General features: G+C 59.6%; 18 protein-coding genes and 4 pseudogenes. 11 read left to right on the forward strand and 11 right to left on the reverse strand.

Going from position 1 to position 24,026, the window contains the following annotated elements; translation table 11 throughout:
- Positions 1 to 15: 15 nt before the first annotated feature.
- Genes tssG through AC13QY_RS05390 form a run of 7 tightly spaced genes read left to right on the forward strand, consistent with a single transcriptional unit; the run spans position 16 to position 10,861 of the window.
- Positions 16 to 1,041 (forward strand): type VI secretion system baseplate subunit TssG, encoded by a 1,026-nt coding sequence (gene tssG, locus AC13QY_RS05360; RefSeq protein WP_488492810.1) that lies wholly within the window; start codon positions 16 to 18, stop codon positions 1,039 to 1,041.
- Positions 1,031 to 2,224 carry an FHA domain-containing protein gene (locus tag AC13QY_RS05365; RefSeq protein WP_488492811.1) on the forward strand — a complete coding sequence of 398 codons (1,194 nt, stop codon included), beginning with the start codon at positions 1,031 to 1,033 and terminating at the stop codon, positions 2,222 to 2,224. Before tssG ends, AC13QY_RS05365 begins: the two co-directional genes overlap by 11 nt.
- A complete protein-coding gene (gene tssK, locus AC13QY_RS05370; protein ID WP_488492812.1) occupies positions 2,221 to 3,561 on the forward strand; it encodes a type VI secretion system baseplate subunit TssK in 1,341 nt (446 codons plus the stop codon). Before AC13QY_RS05365 ends, tssK begins: the two co-directional genes overlap by 4 nt.
- The gene (gene tssL, locus AC13QY_RS05375; RefSeq protein ID WP_488492813.1) at positions 3,558 to 5,081 is read left to right on the forward strand and encodes a type VI secretion system protein TssL, long form; all 1,524 of its coding nucleotides are present in this window, start codon (positions 3,558 to 3,560) and stop codon (positions 5,079 to 5,081) included. Before tssK ends, tssL begins: the two co-directional genes overlap by 4 nt.
- Positions 5,078 to 8,560 (forward strand): type VI secretion system membrane subunit TssM, encoded by a 3,483-nt coding sequence (gene tssM, locus AC13QY_RS05380; protein WP_488492814.1) that lies wholly within the window; start codon positions 5,078 to 5,080, stop codon positions 8,558 to 8,560. The genes tssL and tssM overlap by 4 nt, the downstream gene beginning before the upstream one ends.
- A 10-nt stretch (positions 8,561 to 8,570) precedes the next feature.
- The gene (tagF, locus tag AC13QY_RS05385) at positions 8,571 to 9,953 is read left to right on the forward strand and encodes a type VI secretion system-associated protein TagF (protein ID WP_488492815.1); all 1,383 of its coding nucleotides are present in this window, start codon (positions 8,571 to 8,573) and stop codon (positions 9,951 to 9,953) included.
- Entirely contained in the window at positions 9,950 to 10,861 is a 912-nt protein-coding gene (locus AC13QY_RS05390) for a protein kinase domain-containing protein (protein ID WP_488492816.1), read from the forward strand. The genes tagF and AC13QY_RS05390 overlap by 4 nt, the downstream gene beginning before the upstream one ends.
- Positions 10,862 to 10,872: 11 nt before the next feature.
- Here the strand turns inward: AC13QY_RS05390 and AC13QY_RS05395 are convergent, their stop codons facing one another.
- Positions 10,873 to 12,015, reverse strand: a complete 1,143-nt coding sequence (locus AC13QY_RS05395; protein ID WP_113331827.1) for a polysaccharide biosynthesis/export family protein — start codon at positions 12,013 to 12,015, stop codon at positions 10,873 to 10,875.
- A gap of 700 nt (positions 12,016 to 12,715) precedes the next feature.
- Here AC13QY_RS05395 and AC13QY_RS05400 point away from each other — a divergent pair.
- Positions 12,716 to 12,901, forward strand: coding sequence for a type II toxin-antitoxin system ParD family antitoxin (locus AC13QY_RS05400; protein ID WP_488492817.1), 186 nt, complete (start codon positions 12,716 to 12,718; stop codon positions 12,899 to 12,901).
- Between the two features lie 365 nt (positions 12,902 to 13,266).
- Here the strand turns inward: AC13QY_RS05400 and AC13QY_RS05405 are convergent.
- From AC13QY_RS05405 to AC13QY_RS05415, 3 pseudogenes are all read right to left on the reverse strand, one after another.
- A pseudogene (locus AC13QY_RS05405) lies at positions 13,267 to 13,558 on the reverse strand (type II toxin-antitoxin system RelE/ParE family toxin).
- Positions 13,558 to 13,701, reverse strand: a pseudogene (locus AC13QY_RS05410) (type II toxin-antitoxin system ParD family antitoxin); the annotation flags it as partial. The pseudogenes AC13QY_RS05410 and AC13QY_RS05405, both read right to left, overlap by 1 nt.
- Before the next feature lie 35 nt (positions 13,702 to 13,736).
- A pseudogene (locus AC13QY_RS05415) lies at positions 13,737 to 14,362 on the reverse strand (Fic family protein); the annotation flags it as partial.
- Positions 14,363 to 14,722: 360 nt separating this feature from the next.
- On the opposite strand from AC13QY_RS05415, the gene AC13QY_RS05420 reads away from it, so the two are divergent.
- Entirely contained in the window at positions 14,723 to 14,995 is a 273-nt protein-coding gene (locus AC13QY_RS05420) for a CopG family ribbon-helix-helix protein (protein ID WP_488492818.1), read from the forward strand.
- Positions 14,983 to 15,276 carry a type II toxin-antitoxin system RelE/ParE family toxin gene (locus AC13QY_RS05425; protein ID WP_488492819.1) on the forward strand — a complete coding sequence of 98 codons (294 nt, stop codon included), beginning with the start codon at positions 14,983 to 14,985 and terminating at the stop codon, positions 15,274 to 15,276. Before AC13QY_RS05420 ends, AC13QY_RS05425 begins: the two co-directional genes overlap by 13 nt.
- A gap of 51 nt (positions 15,277 to 15,327) precedes the next feature.
- Here the strand turns inward: AC13QY_RS05425 and AC13QY_RS05430 are convergent, their stop codons facing one another.
- Together AC13QY_RS05430 and AC13QY_RS05435 are read right to left on the reverse strand one after the other, a co-directional pair.
- Positions 15,328 to 15,489, reverse strand: a complete 162-nt coding sequence (locus AC13QY_RS05430; protein ID WP_488492820.1) for a hypothetical protein — start codon at positions 15,487 to 15,489, stop codon at positions 15,328 to 15,330.
- A gap of 98 nt (positions 15,490 to 15,587) precedes the next feature.
- A pseudogene (locus AC13QY_RS05435) lies at positions 15,588 to 15,767 on the reverse strand (ISKra4 family transposase); the annotation flags it as partial.
- A 355-nt stretch (positions 15,768 to 16,122) separates the two neighbouring features.
- Between AC13QY_RS05435 and AC13QY_RS05440 the strand changes: the two are divergent.
- Positions 16,123 to 18,915: a S10 family serine carboxypeptidase-like protein gene (locus AC13QY_RS05440; RefSeq protein ID WP_488492821.1), complete on the forward strand. Its 2,793-nt coding sequence runs from the start codon at positions 16,123 to 16,125 to the stop codon at positions 18,913 to 18,915.
- Positions 18,916 to 19,104: 189 nt separating this feature from the next.
- On the opposite strand, the gene AC13QY_RS05445 is transcribed toward AC13QY_RS05440, so the two are convergent.
- The 5 genes from AC13QY_RS05445 to AC13QY_RS05465 all read right to left on the reverse strand — a co-directional run bounded on the left by AC13QY_RS05445 (position 19,105) and on the right by AC13QY_RS05465 (position 23,991).
- Positions 19,105 to 19,887, reverse strand: coding sequence for an ABC transporter permease (locus AC13QY_RS05445; protein WP_488492822.1), 783 nt, complete (start codon positions 19,885 to 19,887; stop codon positions 19,105 to 19,107).
- Positions 19,887 to 20,744: an ABC transporter permease gene (locus AC13QY_RS05450; RefSeq protein WP_488492823.1), complete on the reverse strand. Its 858-nt coding sequence runs from the start codon at positions 20,742 to 20,744 to the stop codon at positions 19,887 to 19,889. Before AC13QY_RS05450 ends, AC13QY_RS05445 begins: the two co-directional genes overlap by 1 nt.
- Positions 20,741 to 21,805, reverse strand: coding sequence for an ABC transporter ATP-binding protein (locus tag AC13QY_RS05455; protein ID WP_488492824.1), 1,065 nt, complete (start codon positions 21,803 to 21,805; stop codon positions 20,741 to 20,743). The genes AC13QY_RS05450 and AC13QY_RS05455 overlap by 4 nt, the downstream gene beginning before the upstream one ends.
- Before the next feature lie 113 nt (positions 21,806 to 21,918).
- Positions 21,919 to 22,956 carry an ABC transporter substrate-binding protein gene (locus tag AC13QY_RS05460; RefSeq protein WP_488492825.1) on the reverse strand — a complete coding sequence of 346 codons (1,038 nt, stop codon included), beginning with the start codon at positions 22,954 to 22,956 and terminating at the stop codon, positions 21,919 to 21,921.
- Positions 22,957 to 23,025: 69 nt separating this feature from the next.
- A complete protein-coding gene (locus AC13QY_RS05465) occupies positions 23,026 to 23,991 on the reverse strand; it encodes a 2OG-Fe(II) oxygenase family protein (protein ID WP_113353638.1) in 966 nt (321 codons plus the stop codon).
- Positions 23,992 to 24,026: the final 35 nt, after the last annotated feature.

Below are 24,026 nucleotides of genomic sequence, written 5' to 3' on the forward strand. Positions count from 1 at the left end.
AGATGAACGCAAGCGATGGACCAGTTCCGGCCAAGTGATAGCGAAATGCTTGCCGCGCTGCTCGAACGCGACCCCGGTCGTTTCGAGCCATCGACGGCGTTTCGTATCGCCCAGCACGCGGCCGGCGATCATTTGACGGTGTCCTCACCCGTTGGCGTTTCGCCGGTGCCGCTTGCCATGAGCGACTTCAAGCGAAAGGGCGGAGCGGGATCGATCAAGGCAAGCATGGCCGGTCTGCTCGGGCCACTCGGTGCCATGCCGCCGAGTTACAATGAGCTAGTCATGCGCGAAGAGCGCAATCGAGCTCATGGCCTTTCAAGCTTTTTTGATCTCTTTACGAGCCGCCTTGCGGAGCTTTTCGCCGATGCCTGCGAGAAATATCGTCTTGCGCGCGGATTGCGATGGAGCCGGGACAGAAACGGAAACGCCTTTATCAAGACCCTGTTCGCACTGACGGGTTTCGGTACCGCCCGGCTGAGGGAGCAGGTCCGCCCCGATGACGAACTGATCCTCCGATTTTCCGGATTTTTTTCGACCAGAAACCGCAATGCGGTCAATCTGCAGGCCATGCTGCAGGAGTTCAGCGGCCTGCAGATTGCGATCGAATTATTCAAAGGCAGATGGCTTTCCATTCCCGAGGGCGAGCGCAGCCGCATGGGGCAGCCGCAGGGTGTGCAGCTTGGCGTGAACTCGACCGCGGGCGCGGCAGTCCACGATTTCGGCGGCAGTTTCCGCGTCGTGATCGGCCCGGTCGATTATGAGGATTACCGGTCTCTTTCTCCTGGCAGCGCCAATATAAATGCGCTGTTTGCCCTGACGCGCCTTTATGTGGATCCGTCGCTCGATTTTGACATTCAGGTGGTTTTGAAAAAGGAGCACATCCCGTTTTGCCGGCTTGGCGAAAGCAGTGATCCGCCGAGGCTTGGATGGAACAGCTGGGCACGCGTAGCAGCGGCAGACCGCGACAGTGGCGATGCCATCGTTGCGGAGCCACGTAGGGCGCAAGGACAATCCGATCACGGAGGCCTCCATGCGGCTTGAACTGCGGCAGACAGCCGGAGAAGGTTCCAGCAGGGGATGGTTCTTCGAGCGGGGCAAACGCACGCTCGGCCGATCGCCCGATTGCGATTGGCAGGTTTCCGATCCAAAGCGGCTGATTTCGAAAATTCATTGCGCGATCGAACGCGATCGCGCCGGCTTTTTCGTGCGGGACCAGAGCGCCAATGGCACTCGTGTGGACGGCGCGACCATTTTCGAAGGCGAGACGGCGAGACTTACGGATAAATCCAAAATCGCATTCGGCGACGTCGCGTTCACCGTCGTCATTACTGGGGAAGCTGATCGCGAGATCGACGATCCAGCAGCGGATCTGCGCCTCAGCGACGAAAGGTTGACGATCTCGTCGATCCTTGCCGACATCGCGCCCGGCGGCGGCACGGCAACCGGCGTGCTCGGGCAGCGCAATGGCGACGACTGGATCGCCGCGCTGGCGCAATCGTCGAAAAATGGCAAGTCGCCAAGTAGGAATGTCGACATCGGCTGGAACGGCCCGCCCGATGTCAACGGTATCAAACCGATACTTCCGGATGATTGGAATTCGGACTTCGAGCTGGGCAGCCAGCTGGAACATGGCGCGGCAACCCATGTCTCCGTTGCCGTTGCCCGCGGTTCCGGTTCTGAGACGGTCGAAACTGCAAAGACGATCATTCCGGCCAATGATATGCGCGCCGCCGACAATACGGATCAAGGCCCGGACGATGCGAGTTTTGCATTGCAATTCGATCCGCTGCGGCAGCTCGAAGCGCTCGTTTCGACGCTGGAGCAGACACTCGACGACGAAGCGTCCATTTTCGGAATTGAAGACAGCCGGGCTCATTCACCCCTTTCACTGTTCAGCCGCGAACGGACGGAGCAATTGGCCGACCGCCTTCGATCGCTCATTTCGAGGCAATCCACGCTTAACGCCGGTCTTGAAAACCTTGTTCGCGAAGCCAATCGGATGTTCGAGCCCCGCATGATCGAGGCGCATGTCGATGCCTCCCAGCGCAAGGCTCTTTGGCGCGGCAACGGCGATTACTGGAAGGCTTACCGCGCGCAGTTCGAAAGAGGCGGCGGAAGCATTTCGGTCCGCGACCTGCTGGCCGAGGCGTTCAGCGTCTCCGCCCATGGTCGCGACGAAGACGATACCGCCAGTTTGGCAGAGAGGACGGGCAACACCCGATGAAGAACGAAAATCGCGTGGCTTGGAGCGAGGGTATGTTCCTTCGCGTGCAGCATTTCCAGCAGGCCGACCGCTGGACGGAGAGGTTGGTCCGAACGACCGCGCGGGGGCTCGCACCTTACCCCTGGGGCATCGCCGAGATCGGCATCGATCGCAGCGCGCTCGCGATCGGCCAGTTTGCTTTGTCGAACCTGCGCGGCATCCTGCCCGACGGCACGCCCTTCGAAGCGCCCGTTGATGCGGATCTGCCGTCCCCCTTGGAACTCGACGATTCAACGAAGAACGCTATCGTCTATCTAGCCCTGCCCAGCCGTCAGCCTGGAAGAGCCGACGTCGCCATGAACGGCAGCGCCATGCGCAACAGCGTGCGCATAACAGCCTCGCAATATGAGGCGCCGGATGCGAATGTGGAAACCGACTTCATGGCGCCGATCGATGTCGGCCGCCTGAACCTGCGCTACCTGAAGACCGGCGACGAACTCGCTGGATACGACCTGATCGGCCTTGCACGCATCATCGAGGTTCGCTCCGACCGTTCGGTCATTCTCGATCCGGATTACATCGCCCCATCGCTGAATTGCGCGGCCGAAGCGCGTTTGAATGAGCTCGTTACCGAATTGCTCGGAATCGTACGGCATCGGGCCGAAGCGATCGCCGAGCGCATTGGTGACCCGACGGTGCGTGGAACCGCCGAGGTCGGCGATTATTTTCTGCTGCATATTCTCAATCGTGCCGATCCGATGCTGCGGCATATCGCGGCGAATGCTTCGCGGATGCATCCGATCATCTTCTACGAGGAATGCATCCAGCTAGCCGGCGAACTCGCCACCTTCACAACCGATCGCAAGCGGGCGTCCGATTTTCCGCCCTATCGCCATGACGATCTGAAGGCGACGTTTGCCGCTGTGTTCAACGATCTGCGCGCCTCGCTTTCCGCGGTGCTCGAGCAGGCCGCCGTTGCGATCGAACTTATCGAACGGCGTCACGACGTGCGCGTCGGCACCATCAACGACCGCTCGCTGCTCAAGGATGCGGGCTTTGTGCTTGCGGTCCGTGCCGAGATGTCGGCCGAGGATGTCAGACGCAAGCTGCCCGCGCAGATCAAGATCGGCCCCGTGGAGCGGATCGCCGAGCTTGTCAATGTCGCGCTGCCCGGCATTCCTGTCAGGCCCCTTCCCGTGCTGCCGCGGCAGCTGCCATACCGGTCAGGCACGATCTACTTCGAACTCGATACGAAGAATCCGCTTTGGAAACAGCTTGATACCTCCGGCGCGATCGCGCTGCATCTCGCGGGCGACTTCCCTGGCCTGGAGATGGAACTGTGGGCTCTCAGAGAATGAATACACCACGCTCAACACCCTGGCACGAGCTGCCGACGATCATCGAGCTGACCGAGGATGGCGCACGCAAGAACGAAGCCGCCCGCAAGGTGGCCGATATTCTCGACGAGGAGCTGGATAAGCAGCCGAACGACAAATCGGCCAATGCAGCCGGCGGCTGGTCCGTCGATGCGCTGATCCGCGGCTTTCGCTTTGGCGGTGATGATGTTCCAACCATCGTGCGCTCGGCCGCACCATTGCTCAATCTCGCTCACAGCCTGCGCAACACCGAGGAACAGCCCGACATTGCCGAGCTCAGGCAGGTGACGATCGATGCGGTTGGGCGCTATGAGCGCGATCTCGCGGGTGCGCGCATCAGCCCGGAACGGGCACGCGCGGCGCATTATGTCATCTGCGCGACCATTGACGACGTGGTTCTGAGCAAGCCTTGGGGCGTGCGGGCCGGCTGGGCGCGATCTGGCCTCGTCTCGACCTTCCACATGGACGTGACCGGCGGCGACCGGGTTTTCGATCTCCTGGACCATTTCCAGCAGAGCCCGGGCACCAACAAGGACCTGCTGCTTCTCATCTATCTCTGCCTGTCGCTCGCCTTCGAAGGCCGCACGCGCGTTTCGCCGCGCGGATCGCTGGAACTCGGGCGTATCCGCGACAGTCTCTACAAGACGCTGCTCGGTCAGTATGGTGTTTTCGAACGCGAGCTGTCGCCGCACTGGCGCGGCGTTTCGGCGCGCCACAAGCCGCTGCGCACGGCTGTCGCGCTTTGGACGATCCTTTCCGTCCTGGCGCTTCTGTTCGCGCTCGGCTACATGTTCTTCACGCTTTCGCTCAACAACGCCTCCGACGCCACCTTCGAGCGCCTGGCCAACCTGCCGCCACGCGATACGCCGAGCGTTCTGATCGACGCGCCGAAGCCGAAAGAAGTCGCACAGACGCCCCCTCCCGCGAAGAAGCAGCCGGAAATACCGCCGCAGGTCAAGCCGCAGCCGACGCCGCTCGACAATCTGCTCGCTTTCCTGCAGCCGGAAGTCGACCGCAAACTGGTCACGCTGTCGAATTCCAATGGCAGGCTACTGGTGCGCATCAACAATTCCGGCCTATTCGACACGGGCAGCGCCGAAGTCAGCGCTAAATTCCGCGATCTCCTCCAGCGCATCGGCGGAGCGTTGGCTTCGGAAAAATTCCGTGCCGTCGTCGTCGGCTATACCGACAATGTGCCGATCCGCACGGCGCAGTTCCCGTCGAACTGGCATCTTTCCGAGGCTCGCGCTCGCGCCGTCGGCGATATTCTTGCCGCCTATACCGGCAAAGAGGCCATTCTCACGGAAGGGCGCGCCGACAGCGATCCGCTCGCAAGCAACGACACGGCGGAAGGCCGCGAAGCCAACCGCCGGACGGAGATCCTGGTGCTGACCGACCCAACACAACGTCTTGGCGATGCAGCCCTCAATCCGCAGGCAACACCACAAACGCCGAGCGCTAATGCACCGGCTACATCCGCGACGACGGGAGGAACTCGATGAATCCGCTTGGCGCGTTTTACACGCTTCGCTCCTATGTCTCGGCCTATGCCGGTCTTCTCGGTCAGCGCTTCATCTCGCTGATCTGGGTCGTGGCGATCTGCGTCGTCATCTGGTTCTACGGTTCCATGGCCGGCTATGGTGGTTTCAAGCCGCTGTCGAGCAGCACCGCCCGGATGATCGCGATCGGCGTGATCATAGCGGGTTGGCTGATCTACATGCTGGTCACGACCCTGCGCGCGCGCAAAAGGGACAAGGCGCTCGTGGAAGGTATTGCCGACGATGCCGCCAGCCAGCAGGCGGAAGTCGGCGAAATCCATAGCCGCCTGAAGGAAGCCCTGCTGCTTCTGCGCCGCATCAGCAAGAAGCGTTTCGGCTATATCTACGAACTGCCCTGGTATGTCATCTTCGGCGCGCCGGGATCGGGAAAGACGACGGCGCTGACCAATTCGGGGTTGAAGTTCCCGCTCGGCGATGCCATGGGCAGCAATTCCGTGCAGGGCGCCGGCGGCACCCGCAACTGCAATTGGTGGTTCGCCGACGAGGCGATCCTGATCGACACCGCTGGCCGCTACACCACGCAGGATGATCTGAACGGCGCGTCCAAGGCCGGATGGGAAGGCTTTCTCGGGCTGTTACGCAAGTACCGTCGCTCGCAGCCGATCAACGGCACGCTCGTCACGCTCTCGATCGGCGACCTTCTCAGCCGCGATCATGAGGCACAGCTCGAAGAGGTGCGTTCCATTCGCAAACGCCTGTCGGAGCTCGACGAGTTCCTACATGCGCGCGTACCCGTCTATGTCGTGCTAACGAAGGCCGATCTCTTGACCGGCTTTGTCGAGTTCTTCGACGGCCTGGCAAAGACCGATCGTGAGCAGGTTTGGGGCACGACCTTCAATCTCGACGAAAGCTATAAGGGCGAGAACCTGCCCGAGCGTTTCATGGAAGAGTTCGCGCTGCTGCAGCAGCGCGTGGATGCCATGCTGATCGAACGCCTGCAGCAGGAGCCGAATATCGAGGTTCGCGGTCGAATCTTCCGCTTTCCCGCGGAGCTTGCCTCATTGGGAGAGCGCCTGCAGGAGCTGTTGACCGAGCTCTGCGCATCTTCCAGCCTCATCGAATCCCCTCTCGTTCGCGGCGTCTATTTTGCTTCGGGCACACAGAGCCGCGAGACGGATACTCCGCGCACGCGACGCAGCTATTTCCTGTCGCGTCTGTTCAAGGAGGTCATCTTCGGCGAGGCGTCGCTGGTCGCCCGCGACAGACGCCTCTCGGGCCGGCAAACCATGATCAGACGGATTGCTTATGGCGCGGCGGCCATCGCTCTTGCGATCGTCTTCACCGGCTGGACGGCAACCTATTTTCAGAACTCGCGCGCGATCGCGGCAGCAGAGCGGCGGATTGGCAATTACGAGAAGCTCGCAAGCGGCATTCAGGTGCGCGATGTCACCGATGCCGATTTTCTGCGGGTCCTGCCGGCGCTCGACAATCTGCGTGCGGTCAACAGCGGCTTCGATGAGGCGCGCATCTGGCCGACCAGTTTCGGCCTCGATCAGGGTGACAAGATCGCCAGCCGGCAGCGCGGAGCCTATCAGCGCGCCTTGAACGCGCTGCTTCTGCCTCGCATGCTGGTAGCGCTTCAAACGGAGCTCAAGCAGACCTTGGATGTTCAGAAGACCTTCGATGCTTTGAAGTTGTATGGCATGCTCGGCGGGCTGGGGCCGGTCGACAGAGATTTCGTCTCGCAGCAATCGGAAGACATGTTTGCAGCACTTTACCCTGGTGAAGGACGCTCGGCCACGCGCAAGGCGCTGGCTGCTCACGCAGAGGCCATGGCAGCGGGCAGCCTGCCCGCGATCGAGCTGGACAATGCCCTGATTGCCAAGGCACGGGAAACGATCCACTCGCAAAGTCTTGCGGCCCGAGCCTATGATATCCTCATCCATTCCCGGCAGGCTCGCCAGCTTGATGCCTGGCTTCCCGCCGACGCATTGGGGCCGCTCGGAGCCCAGATTTTCCAGCGCAAATCCAAGACAGCGCTGCGGGAGGGCATTCCGGGAATTTTCACGGGCAAAGGTTATCGTGACGTGGTGCTGCCGATGGTCGCGACCGCAGCCTCCGAAGCGCTCAAGGAACAATGGGTCCGCGGTGACGGCGGCGCGGCTCCTTCGACAATGACCACGGACGCGATTTCCCAGGCGACGCTGCAGCTTTATTTCGACGCATTCCAGCAGCAATGGTCTTCGTTGCTGGCCGATCTTCAGGTGCGCCCATCGAGCAATCTTGCCGATGCGACCGAGACGGCGCGCATCCTGGCGGCCAATCCAAGCCCAGTGGAGATGGCGCTGAAATCCATAGCAGCCGCCACCGACCTGCGCCCTCACGTCGGTGCCGAAATTGCCTCGCTTGACGATGTTCCGGACGCGGCGCTGACGGCCGCCACCACAGGCGCGGTCAGCGCGCCCGATCCTTACGGCCCGTTGCGGGCCGCGCTTAAGGCGAATGCCGCCAATGCGCAACCCGCACCCCAGGACGGCAACGCCAACGGCAGCGATAAGCCGCGCTCCCAGATCCAGGGTCTCCAGCCGATCCTCCAGAATATCTACGGCCAATTGTCGCGCGCAGCGAACTCGACGGCAGAAGTGGCACGCGTCTTCGACGCCGGCGGCCAACTCGCCAATGCCAATCAGGACTTGCTGCAGCAGGCCCGCGGGCTGCCGGCGCCGGCCGATGCATGGATGGTGGCGGTTGCCGCCGATATCGGCTCGCTGGCGGTCAAGACGGCCCGCGCCCGCATCAACGATCTATGGGCTGCGGAAGGCGCCGATCTCTGCGCCCGCATCGTTACCGGTCGCTATCCGTTCGACCGGAAATCCAGCCAGGACATCGCCATGGCGGACTTCATCCGATTGTTCGGACCGCAAGGCCTGTTCCAGTCTTTCTTCAAGAACCGGCTGGATGCATTTGTCGACACGAGCGCTCAGCCTTGGGGCTGGCGTGGTACTTTCGGCGGCGACAGCATTCCGAGCCAGGCAATCGCGCAGTTCGAAAATGCCAGCAAGATCGAGCATGCCTTCTTTCCGGCCGGCAGTGAGAAACCCTCGATATCGATCAATATCAAGCCCGTTTCGTTGTCGGACAATGCCAATTCAGTGATGGTTGATATCGTCGGCGAGCATGTCCTTTATAATCACGGACAAATAGTGCCAAAATCCATAACCTGGCCACCCGCTGGCGCAGTGAACCAGTCCAATGTCAGATTTTTCCCGGGAGATCTGCAACCGGCCATCACACAGACCGGCGACTGGTCGCCCTTCCGCCTGTTCGATGCCGCCAAGGTGACGGTCCAGGCTCCCGATCTTTTCCGGGCTCGATTTGAGGACAAGGGCCAGATGGCGGAATTCGACGTCCAATTCGGCTCGGTGCTTAATCCCTTCCGGCTGCAGGCATTGTCCGATTTCAGCTGCCCGGCGCAATTCTGACGGTCCGCCGATGAACGAGCCGCTCGCCCGCACCCAATCGCCGATGCAAGCAGATGCGGTCGGCTTTTTCGGAAAATTGCCGACGCATGGAGATTTCGTTTCCGCCGCGCTCGGCTCGCGTCTCCAGAGCGAACTCGACCAATGGGTTCACAATGGCCTGATCGCACTGGAAGCGACATTGGGATCGGATTGGCGCCGGCTGTTTCATGCGACGACCGCCTGGCGCTTCGTCGTCGGCAAGGGCGTCTGGGGGCCGTCTGCTGTCGCAGGCGTCCTTCTGCCCAGCCGTGACCGCGTCGGCCGAAGTTTTCCTCTGATTATCGCCGCTCAATTGCAGCGCTTCTCCGGACAGCTGCGTGATATGTGCGAAGACGATAGCTGGTTTACCGCTGCCGAAGCCCTGGCGGAGACCTCCGACAAGGCCGATTTCGCGATGAGCCGTTTCGTCGAGGGCATCAAGCGGCTTCGCCCGCCATTCATCGACAAGCACTCAAGCGTGATGCAGTCCGCCGCAATGAGCAATGCTCCCGCACCGGGCTCGCTTTGGTGGCGTATCAATCCCGGCACGCGCCAAGGCAAAGGGTTCCGCACCGCGGCCGCTCCCACCGCACAGGATTTCGTCAAGCTCGTCACGGTAGAAGCCCCGAAAATCCCTGTCAGCGTCGAGCCGGATATATACTCTGCCGCCGCCGCGATCGAAGCGCCGCAAACGGTGAAGACTGGATCGTCGGATTTTGCGATAGCGTACAGCCATGCCAGCCATGCCGGAACGCGTCTCTCATTGAATGCCGATGCGCTTCTTATAAGCGCCGCACCGCATATCTTCGCGATAGCGGATGGTGTCGGCGATGGCATCGGCGCCATCGAGGCGGCAAGAATAACGACGGGAATCCTTGCCGGTATGCCGCAGCGTGAAGCGCTGCAGCCGCTGGTACAGGATATCAAGAGCAAGCTCAGCCATGCCCATGCGATCCTACGCGCCAAGGCCGCCACCGCCGAACGCGAGCCTCCCGTCGCCAGCGTCGTGACCGCAACCTTGCTAGATGGCGAGTTTGTGGCGATATGGGCGGGAGATGCACGCTGCTATCTGCTTCGCGACGGGATGATGCGGCTGTTGACCCATGACCATATCGACATAGGATTGCGGCGCACACTTGGCCGAGCTCTGGGGCTGAAGGATCAATTCGTCTCGGAAACCGTTGGCGACCAGCTTCAACGCGGCGATAGGCTCCTGCTTGCAAGCGGTCCGCTTTCGCGCACGCTGACCGATCGCGTCATCGCGGAAATCCTGATCGAGACGCCGCTGGAACAAGCGGCCGAGGTGCTGATCCAGGAAGCACTGATCGCCAATTGCCGCGAGAATGTCAGCGCAATCGTCATCGGCGCGACATGAGTGGCGATACCAACGACGAGGGTATCAAAAGGATTGCGGCCAGCTTTGCTGAGCTGCTGCATCTCCTCACCCATCATGGCAATGTCGAGCGACCAAAGGAGGTGCGCGATCTTCTGGTCGATCGATTGCGCGACGCATTGGACCGACGCCTGCCTTCCCTTCCCGAGGGTGAAACGGCTTTCATCGGAAATACCTTTCTTCTCGAAGCGATTGTCCACCGCAACGATCGGACGGAAATCAGACGGTTGCGCCATCGCGATCTCGGCACCTTTCATGCCATGAAAACGATCCAGCCGGATCGGGCGAATGAGCCGACCACCAGAGCCTTGCTGCTGCGTGAAGCAAGCATCGGCATGACGCTGCGCTGCAACGACCTTGCCACTACTCAGTGTGCCATCCGCCTGCCCGATGGGCGCCCGGCGCTTATTATGGAATGGATTGGACCATCCTTGTCTCAACGATTGGCGGAAGTTTCCCTGTCGGAGACGGATGTCAGGGCGGCGGTGAAATCCATGCTCGCCGGATTGAGCGCGATCCATCACGCCGGTTATGTCCACGGAGATATTTCGCCGGCCAATCTTCTGCTTCGAAATGGTGATCTCAATCAGCTGAAAATCGCCGATTTCGGGACAATGGTAGAATGTGGAAGCCGATACAGCGATCTCGATATCGCCAAGGCGATGACGCCGGGCTTCACAGCGCCGGAGGTTTCAGGCGATACCGCCATGCAGATCAGCGCCGATCTCTACTCGGCCGGATGCGTCATCAACCTGCTTCTGGACCATTGCGACGAGGCCCAGGAATCAATCGCTCAAATCAAGGCCGCTGCCCGACATCTGGCGGACCCGGCGCCTTCCAAAAGGCCGCCGAATGCTATGGCGGCCCTTGCCTTGATAGGGGCGGTCTAGTGCCAACCGTGTCAGTTCGAGGAGGCAGTGCCTGGAAGAGGAGCCGCGGCTGTCGGCGCGCTCTTCTGATAGACGGTCAACAGCTTGGCGAAATCGACCGTGTCCGCATTGCTGGCGAAGATCGTGTCGCCATCCTGCATCTTGAACTGCTGCATCAGCACGAAATTCGAGACTTGCTTGAGATTGACGCTGTAGATGACCGGCTTGACCGAAACAACGGCCGGAGCGCTGGAACTCTTGGCTGCGCCCGACGCAACCTGCGAATAGCTCTTCTGGTTTCGGAAAAGATAGAAATTGCGGGAGTCCGCGCGGTCATCGAGCAGGCCGCCGGCACGGGCGAGCGCCTGCGCCAAGGTGGTCTGGCCAGGCTCAAGTGGGAACTCGCCGACGCTCTTAAAGGCGCCAAGCGCCGTAAACGTCTGCAAAGAGCCACTGACGAACAGCTGATCGCCAGGCAGGAGGCGCACGTTCTGCTTGCTATCCTGAAGGATGCGATCCAGAGGCGCGCTTGCTCTTTGCGAACCGCGCGTCAGCGTCACCGTCGTGTTGGCCGGCGCGGACGATGCGCCGCCGGCGAGCGCAAGAACGTCAAGCACGCGCTCCCCACGGGCTGTCAACGGGAAGCGGCCGGCGGAGCGAACCTTGCCATCGACCGTTACGGCGCTGGACGGCTTGTCGACGACCGTCACGACAGCCTGAGGGTTGACCGAGGAGCCTTTGAGGGCGGTGACGATCTTCGACTGCAGGCCTTCCGGCGTGGAATCGATGACGCGCTGTTTGCCGACGTAGGGCATGGTGACGAAGCCGCGAGAATCGACGGTGAAGCGGCCAAGATTGAGGGACTTGCTTTGGGTGGCGGACAGCAATCCATCCTCGCCGGTATCCAGCACCGTTACGTCGAACACGTCGCCCGGACGCAGGCGTGCATCCGAAACTCCGCCCGAGCGTAGGCTTGCCAAGCCCTGATCCGTGTACGCATAAGACGGTGCCGCAATCTGCGCACCCATCGGAGCCTCCGAGAGCGGCACGACCGGAATCTTCCGCTGGGTATCGGGCATCCTTGCATTGCGAATGTTGAGGGCGCTTGGCCCGTCAGACGGCCCTGCGCAGGCGCTGAGTGCAACCAAGGGTAAAATCGCCGCCCATTTCCGCATTCCGGAATCTCCTTCGGATGTTAGAAGCAAGGCAGAAATATCAACCAGAAGGCGGGAGGCAATATCTGGACCTAACAAATAGTGAATTGTGACAGTTCGGTTGTTTACCATTGTGTCCAAATGGCAACCGAGGAGCCGTTCACCACCTCTCTAACGGCTCTCGTGACAGCCAAATTCAGGGTTCCTGCGCGCCTGAAATATGAATCGCCAGGGCGAATCGAATTTCGAAAATCATGCGATGTGTCGATCAAGGAGACGGGCAGCCCAACCGTTTACGCGATTGGATTTTCCAATCGGGCAATTATCGCGCCGTGTGTATTCATAGCCTCTGAAGTACTGATCATTCCCGCGTTCCCCGCGTTATGGTCTTGAGAGGGCCTGCTACCAAGGGATGTCGTTGGCCCGATCGCTTTTTGCGGCTTGAAGGAGATGATGAGATTCGAACGCACGACCATTTTTTGGCCGTTCACCAGCTCCCTGAAATGCATGATAATGTGCTTTATCATCGATATGGGAGAACACGATGATGCGCGTATCGATCTCGAATGAAGATGCTCCGGAAAGAGGCAATGTTACCGTGCAGCGTCATCTCTTTCTTGCCACTTTCCGATAGCAACTCGCACATTCGGAATGAAGGTGAACACGAAGGATTGATAATAGTTGATAAACCCCGACCTTCTTCCATTCGATGGTGTACAGCATGATTAGTGCCGATCTGGGAAAGCAGCTCGAAAGTTATATCCAGCAACTCGTCAACGCAGGTCCCTATGACTCGAAAAGTCAACTCCTGCGGGAAGGTGGGCGACTCATCCGAGACCGCGAGACGCGACTTGTAGCAAAATACCGCGCGATGGCTGACCAGGCGAATAATCCGTATGATCCTTGAGTTTTCCAACGAGCCGGCGCCGGCGGTCGTCCAATTCCTGGCGATAGCGTTCCCGCTCCACCTCGAACCCTTCCATCCATGCTCGAACTGCCGCGGTGAACTGCCCTCTGTTTGGCTCGAGAACATACACGATTTCGCCAGGTCGTGAGCTGTCTCAACATGCAATTGCACCCACCAGTTGGTCCAGCGCTTGAAGATTAACGTACGGTTGGCGCAATCACACTATTGAAGGGAGTAGAGCCGCGCTCCCCGCAATGAAATCAATAGGATATGCCCATTTGGAAAACGTCGGATACTCTGATACACGTCACAGCGAGCTTTAATGCCTCTGACACAACGATGCTTATTCGTCCGCTCAGCGGCGCCTAGACGAAATCGCCGGCCCAGTCTTCATATCCATGGCGTATTCGGATCACGAAAATTGCTCCATCCTCCTCAATCCGATAGACAATAAGATGGGCCTTGAAAGGATGAATTCCGACCGGCGGCGAAATCTCTTCTCGCTCACGAGCCATTCGCGGGTTGGCTGCGATCAGATCAATCATAGCGAACAAGTCATTATGGTAACGCCTAGCGGGCGGTTCCGAACACGCGTACGCCTTGTTCGGCGATCGCAATGATGTCCTCTTCCGCTTCAACCGAAAGGCTAAGGCGCATTACCTGTTGCCGTGCGTTGTTTCTCCGCGCGCGACGGCCGCGGCAAAGAGCTCATTCCTCGATCGGCTACCAACGCCGCTTTTGAGACCGTCATCAACAAAACGCTGCATGGCGGCAATCTTATCGGTGCGCACTTGGTCCCTGCAGCCCTGTGTGTCTTTAAATAAAGATTGAGCTAGAGCAGCGGATTGCGTAGAACTCCGATCATGCAAAACGGATGAATCGTTTCGAATTCGACATGCAAAAGACCGGCCTTGATTGGGGCGGGCAGTCGCGACCGATCTTCGTGCATGAAATGCTCGAGTGCATTTAAGCAACCGTCCATCTCCGTGACCTGCGGTGGCACGAAGAGTGCATTGCCAGGCCGTGTTCCCCCAATCCAGTTTTGCGAACGGCTAAATTCTCGAGGAATCTTGGTGCCGCCACGCCCGCTTTGCAGCAATCGCGCATGCATTTTGCGGATTAGGCGCAGCGACATGGAAAAGGCTTCGAGCCGCTCCAGACCGTACATCATGGCATCGACGTAGTTGGAAACTTCACGTGTGTCGTCGACCGGCTGTCCTACCTGTACTCCTGTCTCAAAACGCAGCAGGTCAGAGAGTGTCGATTACGTCCCCTCGATTTGCGAGGATAGAGCGGCTTCTTTCCTGACATACATATAAAGAAACAGCTCCTGACGCGGGAGCAACACTGTGATGCCATCCAGGCGTCTGAGTGCTCGCTCCGCCAAGCTGACGCGCTCCAACAGTGAAAGCATGTCAATGGCGGCCGTGGCGACAATGGCGGCGGTACGAGCGCTCGCACCTTTTCGCCGGCCGCGGATGTTTCTACAACGCGTCCTAGCCGCTAAGAGCGGTTCAGAATCAGACATGGCCAGAGTGTGATTTTTGATCGCTATTTAAGCAAGCGCCACCTCACTTAAATAAGTGCGAGACTAAGGTAAGCGGCCTTAAATAAGCGAGTTTCGGATCGTGGTTTTCAGGCGGAACTGAGCCGGAGGGTCAAATTGTGATGGAACGCATCACTCCACAGTCCGCCGGCCACGATGCCGCCAGACGGAAACACGATCAAATTGGGACGGCGTTCGCCATAAAGTAAGATCATGGACAAAAAGCAAAACAACCTATCTTATCGCTAGGTAATACCTGGTAATACGAGGCTGCCATGGCTACTTCTCTCAAGATTGATGACGAGCTAAAGAACCGAGTTCAGAACCTCGCCAGCCAAAGACGGCGCTCGGCACACTGGATCATGCTCGAAGCCATTCAGCAGTATGTCGAACGTGAGGAAGCGCGCGAAAACTTCAAACAGGAGGCTTTGGCATCCTGGGCGGCCTATCAGGAGACCGGCCGACATCTTACCGGACAGGAGGTGCGCACTTGGCTGGGCACCTGGGGCACCGATGCGGAAGAAACGGTACCTGAGTGCCACGAGTAATCGTTACCGAAGGTGCGGCACAGGGGTTGGAGCGCTGCAGGCGATTTCTGGCGGCTAAGGCGCCAACTGCCGCAAGTCGGGCGGGCCGGGCTATCGAACGCCAGTTCCTGTTAGTGGAATCAACGCCTCTTATTGGCCGCCCGCTTCCGGACGACGCGCAAGTGCGTGAACTGGTGATTCCCTTTGGGGACTCCGGCTGCGTCGCGCTTTACCGACATGAGCCTGATGGCGATATCGTGTTTGTCCTCGCTTTCCGACATCAGAAAGACGCTGGCTACTGACACCACTACCCGTATAGTTCTGCGTGTCGAGATAGATTTCAGAACACGGCACTACCAGGCGTCTTCTCCTGGCGCGGCCAGCATGTCACCGAGGATCCGCATTTTGCCGGTAACCCGCTTGTACTCGTCGAACGACAAGAGGACGTGCGCGGCCCGCTTCGCGCGCCCAAGATCCTGATTGAGTTCACGGCCTGAAAGCATGGTGACGGTCATGATAAGCTCCAAAGTTCGTGACCCCGGAATTTGTGGTTGCGCAACTACATTTGATTCGCGGAAGCCGGAATTGCAAGGAGAGTGGAAAAAGGATGGGGTTACGCTGCAAGACTGAGCTCTACCTGCTCGAGGCGACCGTCCACGACGATGGCTCGGACCCGCAAGACCCGATGAGCGCCAATCGGTGACCAGCGCTTCTGGCGCTTCTTGTTCATGCGGGCATTGAGGAGGCTGTTGACGGCACTTTCGGTCGGCGAGCTAAATATCGGCACACCGGACCGTGCGCTCAGCATGCATGGACGTCCAGCTAGGCGAAGGTTGGCGTCTGCCGAGCGGCAGAGGTGCCGCGCAAGGCGGCGACCCCGCCTCCTTGCCACCTGTCTCTTCGGCAATCAATGTGGTCGACGACGACATGACGAGCGAACGGCGACGTCGGCAGAACCCCTTGTCGGTTTAGCGGAATTAGCTCAAAACTTGTCGGCTACGCGAAACAGCGGTACAATATAGCGGCGACTTTTTGCAACTTTCAGAAGTATAATATCGGACTTTACCAGATTCAGCAGGAAAGACATTCGTAACTGGGGTCAGCCGGACGATATCGGTTGACGTGAACTCAAGGTTTGAAGGTCGGCCATGGCGAAGACGGTCAACAACGGCTCGGGGATTGGTCAGCATCAACAAGATCAGCCATTCCTTGACAGCACGGCTTACGGATCCGGACCGGACGACGCGATTTCAGACGCGACCGAGAACGCAGCCATTACTCATCATGTGGCTATGGTGAACGGGATTTCTATTCCCTATACCGCGACTGTAGGCCATCTCGTCACCGTTGATCCGTCGAGCTCGAAACCCGCCGCAAAGTTCTTCTATGTGGCTTTTACGGCGGACGGCCTGGATGTCACAACCCGTCCGGTGACCTTCTTTTACAATGGCGGCCCAGGTTCCTCGTCGGTCTTCCTTCTGCTCGGTTCCTTTGCACCCAGGCGCATCAGAACCAGCATGCCGGAGTTCACGCCGCCCCCGCCCTACGCCATGGAGGATAATCCCGATAGCCTGATCGACCGCAGCGATTTGGTCTATATCAATCCGGTTGGCACCGGTTATTCCGCGGCAATCGCACCTTTCAAGAACAGGGATTTTTGGGGCGTCGATCAAGACGCCGTCTCGATCAAGCAATTCATCAAGCGTTATCTCAGCGCCTTCAATCGCTGGAACTCGCCGCGCTTCCTGTTGGGCGAATCCTACGGCACGGCTCGCAGCTGCGTGCTCGCCTGGCTGCTGCACGAGGATGGCCTCGACCTCAACGGCATCACGCTGCAGTCCAGCGTGCTCGACTACCCGGCGAATTTCTCCAACGCCGTCGGCTTGATGCCGACCTTTGCCGCCGACGCTTGGTTTCACAAAAAGACCGGCATCGAGCCGCCGCCGGCGGACCTCGCTTCATTCATGGAGACCGTGACGCAGTTCGCCGAGGGTCCCTACGCCGAAGCACTCAAGGCTTTTCCGAAGGCGGATCCAATCGCCAAGGAGACGCTGAGCCGCTATCTAGGCCTTCCCGCCAATATGCTCGAGGCCTGGCGGCTGAACGTAGAGACTGCCGACCGGCTCGGCCATTCCGCCTTCCTAGTCGCGCTTCTGCAGGATCGGGGTCTGGCACTTGGCGCCTACGACGGGCGAGTGACGGGGATCGACACGGGGATCGCGGCTATCGTTTCGCCTGACGGTGGTATGAACGACCCCACCATGGCGGCCGTGGGCGGCGTCTACACCACTATGTGGAACAGCTATCTCAACAACGACCTTAAGTTCACCGCCACCTCGAACTTCGTTGACCTCAACGACCAGGCGTTCCAGTTTTGGGATTTCAGCCACACCGATCCGACGGGCGCGGTCCAGAAGCCGGACCGCCAGGGTAACCCGACGCTCTATACGGCCGGCGATCTTGCCGCCACCATGGCCGCCAACCCCGACCTACTGGTGCTCTCGGCCAACGGCTACTACGATTCGGTGACGCCCTTTTTCCAGACCAGGCTCACCTTGGATGCGATGCCGCTCGAGGACGCCCAGGTGCGCCGTAATCTGACGATCCAGAACTATCCCTCCGGACATATGATCTATCTCGACAGTGCTTCACGAACGGCCATGAAAGCCGATCTCGCTGCCATGTATGACCGTGCCGTTGGCACGCGCCGTGCGCGTCTGCGCGCCAGGGCAAAGCTGTCGCATTTAGTGCCCAATATCATCCGGCCCTATTTCAAGCTACCTGGCATGGGCACCGGCGCCTTCCGCCCGGCCGCGGCAGGCGCGGAGCCCTGGGAAGTGTCGGATCTGTGCCGGGCCTATTCCTGGCCGAGCGACCTCGCCGGCGGCGGCGTGATTGCGATCATCGAGTTCAGCGGCGGTTGGGTCCAGAAGGATATCGACACTTATTTCCGCTCGACGGGCCTGCCGGTGCCGAACATCGTCGACGTGCCGATCGGACCCGGCCACAATGATCCGAACAAGCACTCGGGTGACCCTGCCGCCGATCCCGACCGCGAGGTTGCACTCGACATCGAAGTCGCAGCCGCCGCATATTCCGTCGCCACCGGCGAAGCCGCAAGCATCCGGATCTACTGGGCGGACGCCAACGACTGGGGCTCGATGGCGTCCGCCATCACCGCGGCTGCGGCCGACGGCTGTGACGTCTGCTCGATCTCCTGGGGTTCGGACGAGGCCAACTGGAAGGCGGCGGCCGCGGCAGTGGGCATCGACTATCCCGACAGACTTAGCACGTCGGCGGAGGCAGCCGCGAAGACCGGCATGATCATCTTCGCGGCTTCGGGCGACAATGATTCGTCTGACGGCGGGGCGGACTCCGCCAATGTCGATCTCCCATCCTCCTGTCCGTTCGTGGTTGGCTGCGGCGGTACCATGAAGCCTCACGCCAATGCGGAAGAGACCGTCTGGAACGACGACCCCGGTAATCCAAATGGCTCGGGGACAGGCGGCGGCTTTTCCAAGCTGTTCCAGCCAATGCCGACATGGCAGGCGGGGGCGCCGCACGGACCGGGGCGCATGATACCTGACGTCTCGGCTAATGCCGCGCCATCTACGGGATACAATATCTTCGTCCACGGCCGACAAGAAGTAATCGGCGGCACCAGCGCCGTGGCACCGCTTTATGCCGGGCTGTTTGCCGCCTTCGGCCGCAAGCTCGGCTTCGTGACGCCGCAGCTTTGGCTCAACCACACATGCTTCAACGACATCACTCAAGGCGACAACGGTTATTTTCGCGCTCGCATCGGCCCTGACCCGTGCAGCGGCATCGGAACCCCCATTGCGGGCAAACTAGCCACGCTGTTCAAAGCGCCGAACAAACTGCCAGCGCGCGCACCGCGCGGCCAACGCCGAGATCCTGCGAGGAGTGAATTGCGCTCTTGATGGGATCTGAACCGACGACACCTTGTTCAAAATTCTAATGACTGACAATTCTGACCTCGGCACATAACTTCGGATTATGGTGCTTCGTCACTGCCGGCGCAATCACTAATGCCGGACGACCATCGCGGGCACTCTCATTCCACATAACCTAGGTTCTGCGACAGTGATGTTCATAGGATCGAAAGCTATTTAAAAACGGTGTATCCGCAAACCAAAAAGCTTTTCAGAGACGACGACCACGACCACCGTCATAGCGATAGACAACGTCGATACTGCCGCCGCCTCCGGGGTAAAGTTTGTTCTGAGATAATCGTAGATCTGGATCGGAAGCGTGGCCGTTCCGACATTCTTCAACATGAACGATATAGTGAAGAGGTCAAACGAGATGATGAACGCGAACAGGCAGCCGCCGATGACGCCGGGCTTGATCAACGGCAGCATGATGCGTCTGAAGCGGGTGAATGGTCCGGCACCGAGGCTGCGGGCGGCAAGGCTCCACGACGGTTCATAGGCTTCCATCGCCGCGGACACGTTGATGAAGACGAAGGGTAGCGTCATGAGCACATGCCCGATCAGCATGCCGGCCATTGTCGTCGTGCCGATGCCGATCGTGTAGACAAAGAACAGAAGCGAGATCGCCGTCAGAACCTCCGGCAAGAGCAGTGGCAACAGCATCGCAAGCCGGACACTCTCCTTCCATCGCCCCGCATGCTGCACGTAGAACATTGCAGCCATCGTGCCGATGACACCTGAAATTGCGGTCGACACGGCCGCGACCCAAAGCGAGGTTCGGATGGCACGCCAGAAGACATCGTTGTGGAAGAAGACGACATACCACCGAAATGAGAGACCCTGCGGCGGAAAGGTCAGAAATGCCCCCGCGTTGAAGGAGGCACCGACGACCACGAGAATGGGCAGCAGTAGAAAGCCGTAGATGATGAGGCAATAGCCATTCAACATATGTTTGGACATCAACTCATCTTCCATTTCATGCGGGTAAGCCGCGCGAAGATCACGACGATCACCGCTCCGGCAAGCGAAAGCGTGAGCGCCATGGCGGAGCCGAACGGCCACTGGAATGTGTCGATCAGCGCGTCGACGACGCTGACTGCCATCGTCTTCACCCTCAGGCCACCGATCAGGGCGGGAGTCACATAGGCGCTCAATGAAAGCACGAACACCAGAATGCAGCCCGCCTGGATACCCGGCATGGCCAGCGGCAGGATTACGCGCCTGAAGACCGTCAGCTTTCCCGCGCCAAGCGACCGTGCGGCCGACTTCAACGACGGGTCGATCCCTTGCAGCGCGCTCATCAACGGCAGGATCATGAAGGGCAGGAAGACGTGGACGAGCGCAATGACGATGCCGAGTGCGTTGTACATCAGCCCGACCGGACGCTCGATCAGGCCCAAATTCATCAGCGTCTTATTGATGATGCCGTTATTCCCAAGAAGGATCGTCCACCCGTAACTGCGGATGACAATGCCGACGAGAAGCGGCGACAGCACGAGCCCATAGGCAAGGCCGCGAAATCGCATCTTCTCGCGCGACAGCTGCCAGGCAACCGGAAAACCGAGAATGAGGCAAGCAAGGGTCGTGACCAGACCGATCATGAGCGTGTTCGCCACCTGCTGCATGTAGAACGTATCGGTCGCCAGCCTCAGGTAATTGCCGATCGTGAATCCGGGCGCATAGGGCGAGCCGTTGGCCGGGTTGCGCAGGCTCATCACCACAATATTGAGATAAGGCAGAACAAGAAACAGCCCGAGGAGCAATGCCGAGGGCGCAATCAGGAGAAGCGGATAGGCGGATCTGGTACGGCGCATCATGCGATCGTTCCCGGCACCCAGAAACGCTCGCTGTCAACCTTCACCGTCACGCGATCACCCGGCTGGAAGCGGCTTCGCGGGAAGGTCTGGACGCTCAGCGTTTCGCCGCCTTCGAGCACCAGCCGATAGTCGATCAGACTGCCAGAATAATAGCTCTGCGAAACCGTTGCGATGATGCCCGAGCCATCGCCGCCCGCAGCCGCAAGTTCGATGGCCTCCGGCCGCAGCAATACGGGGATAGAGCCGTCGTTCGACGGCAGGGTACCCTTGACATTCGCCGTTCCAAGTGCGGTTTCGACGACCGACGTACCGTCATCGGTCCTGCCCTTCAGGCGGCCGGGCAATGTATTCACCTGCCCGACGAACTGCGCGACTTCCAGGCTTGCCGGTCGATCATAAACATCAGACGGGGCGCCATACTGCGCAATCTGCCCGCCGAACATCACGACGATCCTGTCCGACATCGTCATTGCTTCGGCCTGATCGTGGGTCACATAAACCGTGGTAATGCCCACGCGCTTCTGCAGGTCGCGTATGAAGACCCGCATTTCGTCACGAAGCTTGGCATCGAGATTGGCAAGCGGCTCATCGAGCAACAGGATACGCGGTTCGATGACCAGCGCACGGGCAAGCGCCACGCGCTGCTGCTGCCCGCCGGACAATTGGCGCGGATAGCGGTCGGCATATCCGGATAGCTGCACCATATCCAGAACCTTGGCCGTGCGGATCGCGATTTCCGGCCGCGAAATCCTGCGCATTTCCAGCCCGAAGGCGAGGTTCTGCGCCACGGTCATGTGCGGGAAGAGCGCATAGTTCTGGAACACCATGCCGATATCGCGCTTTTCAGCCGGCACATGGGAGACATCCTGTCCATCGAAGCGAATGGCGCCGGATGTGACATCCTCGAAACCGGCAATCATCTTCAGCGTCGTCGTCTTGCCGCATCCCGAAGGCCCGAGCAGCGAGATGAATTCCCCCTGCCCTATCTTGACGGAAATGCCGTTGACGGCGCGCGAGGCTCCGTAATGCTTGGTCAGCCCTTCGATGCTCACCTCGGTCATGATCGATCTTCCAGATTGTCTGTGCGGCGTACCGCAAATCTCGCTGCGTCAGGGAAGAATGCTGGACCGCCCCAACAAGGCGATCCTTTGTGGCCTGATGAAGAAGACAAAGATCATTTCATGATCTTGGCCCAGGTCTCGGCAAAGCCTGCCTGCTTCTCGTTCATGAAGTCCCAGTCCCAGGTGAGAATCTTGTCCATCACTTCACCGGAAATCGGCACGTCCTTTTTCAGATCGTCAGGGACGACAACCTTCGCATTGGTTGGCGAGACGAAGAACTGCTTCATCAGCGGCAGCTGGCCGTCAGGTGACAGAAGGAAGTTGGCGTACTGGTAGGCCAGATCCTTCTCGGGACCGTTTGCGAGAATGTTGAGGGTCTGATCGAACATCAAAAGCCCCTCTTCCGGCACGATGACGTCAATTGGAAGACCCTGGCCGCGCAGACGCGCCACTTCGCCGAAATCGAAGGGAGCGACGACGAATTCTCCGGACGCGATGCCGGTGGAAAGGTTGAAATCGGCCTGGATGACCGGGCCAAGCTTTTCCAGCGCCTTGAAGCCGGCATCTGCATCATATTGATCCTTGCCGAAGATCTTGGAAGCCAGCATCAGTTCCATCTTGCCGGCCGTATTGGCAAAATTGTAGAGTCCGATGCGCCCCTTGAACTCCGGGTTGTCCCAGAGGTCCTTCCAGGCTTTCGGTGGCGTCTGGACCATGTCCGTGCGATAGGCGAGGCCGATCGGCGATACCATGGCCACGGCACCCCAGCCGTCGGTCTTCTTGGCAAGCGGATAGAGGTCGGCATAGTTTAGCAACTTCGCCAGATCGAGCTTTTCGAAGAAGCCTTCCTTGCGCAGGCTCGATGCGAATGCCTCATTGGTCATCAGGATCGAATATGGCGGCTTCTGCGGCCCTGCCGCCCGCAGGTTGGCGCTCCAGACACGCCCGTTGCCCGCATCCAGCGTCACCTGCGCGCCGCTTTTTTGAGTGAAGGCCGGTGCCAGCGTCTGGCGCCAAAACTGCTCCCATGCGCCGCCGAGCGTCGGCACGACAAGTGTCTTGGATTGCGCCCATGCCGGCAGGCCAACCATGGCCGCCGCTGTCACTCCACCCATTCCGGCAAGAACCTGCCGCCTGTTCATGTTCATCATCGACGTTCCCTCAAACTGGTTCTGACTTGGTCATGCATTGCGGGGCAGGCGGCATTCCGCTTCTTGCCATCAGATCTTGCTGAAGGCCTGGCTGGTCTTCAGTGAAATGTAGTCGCCGTAGGTGATCGGCTCGTATTTGGCGGCGCCCTTTGCTGCAAAAGGCGGGAGGCATTCAATCACGGTGTCCCTGGACGGATTGAGGAAGAACGGGATGGACTGGCGACGCGTCGTTCCCTTGAAAGCACTGGGCGGATTGGCGACCCTATGCGGCGTGGACAGCCATTCATCGTTGGACCAGCGCATGAAGGCATCGCCGATATTGATGACATAGGCGCCTTCGACATTCGGTGCATCCAGCCAGTCACCCTCCCGGTTTTTCACCTGCAGTCCGCCCGGAGAGGCTTCCGAACGCAGGATGGTCATGAAGCCGTAATCGGTGTGAACGCCGGCACGGAGCTGCCCCGGAAGCGGACTCTCCTTCTGCTCAGGATAATTGATCACCCGTAGCGCCGAGAGGTGGTTTTCAAACGCCGGCTCGAAATAATCCGGGGCGAGGCCTATCGCCTCGCAGAATGCCCGGCGCAAATGGCCCGCAAGCTTTTCCATCTCTGTGAAATAGTCGGCGAAGGCCTGTTCCAGCCCTTCCGGCCTTGTTGGCCATAGATCGCCAGGCAGGCGCGGGCCAAAGTTCAGACTTTCCTTGTAATCGCCCGGCGTCTTGATGCCGAGCGTCGCCGCAAGCGCCTCGTCGGCGATCGGCGAGAAGGCAACTCCACCCTCTATCGATGTTCCCCTTCCCTGCCCGATCTTCCACTCCGGCGGCTCATCGAAGAAATCGCGAGCGAGGTTATAAAGACGGGTTGTCACGTCAGCCCTGACGCCGTGCCCCGTAACGAGAAAGAAGCCGGTTCGACGGCAGGCATCCTCGATGGCAGCGACGACCTTCCGGCCGGCTTCCGCGCCTGCGATGAATGGTGCAATATCGATGACGGGGATTGCGTCCTGCACCTCATCCGGCGCTATGATCGTCTGCATCCTGGATGCCTCCTTCCTTGATCGGCGGTGGCGGT

The sequence above is a fragment of the Martinezella sp. CNPSo 3795 genome (assembly GCF_057784475.1).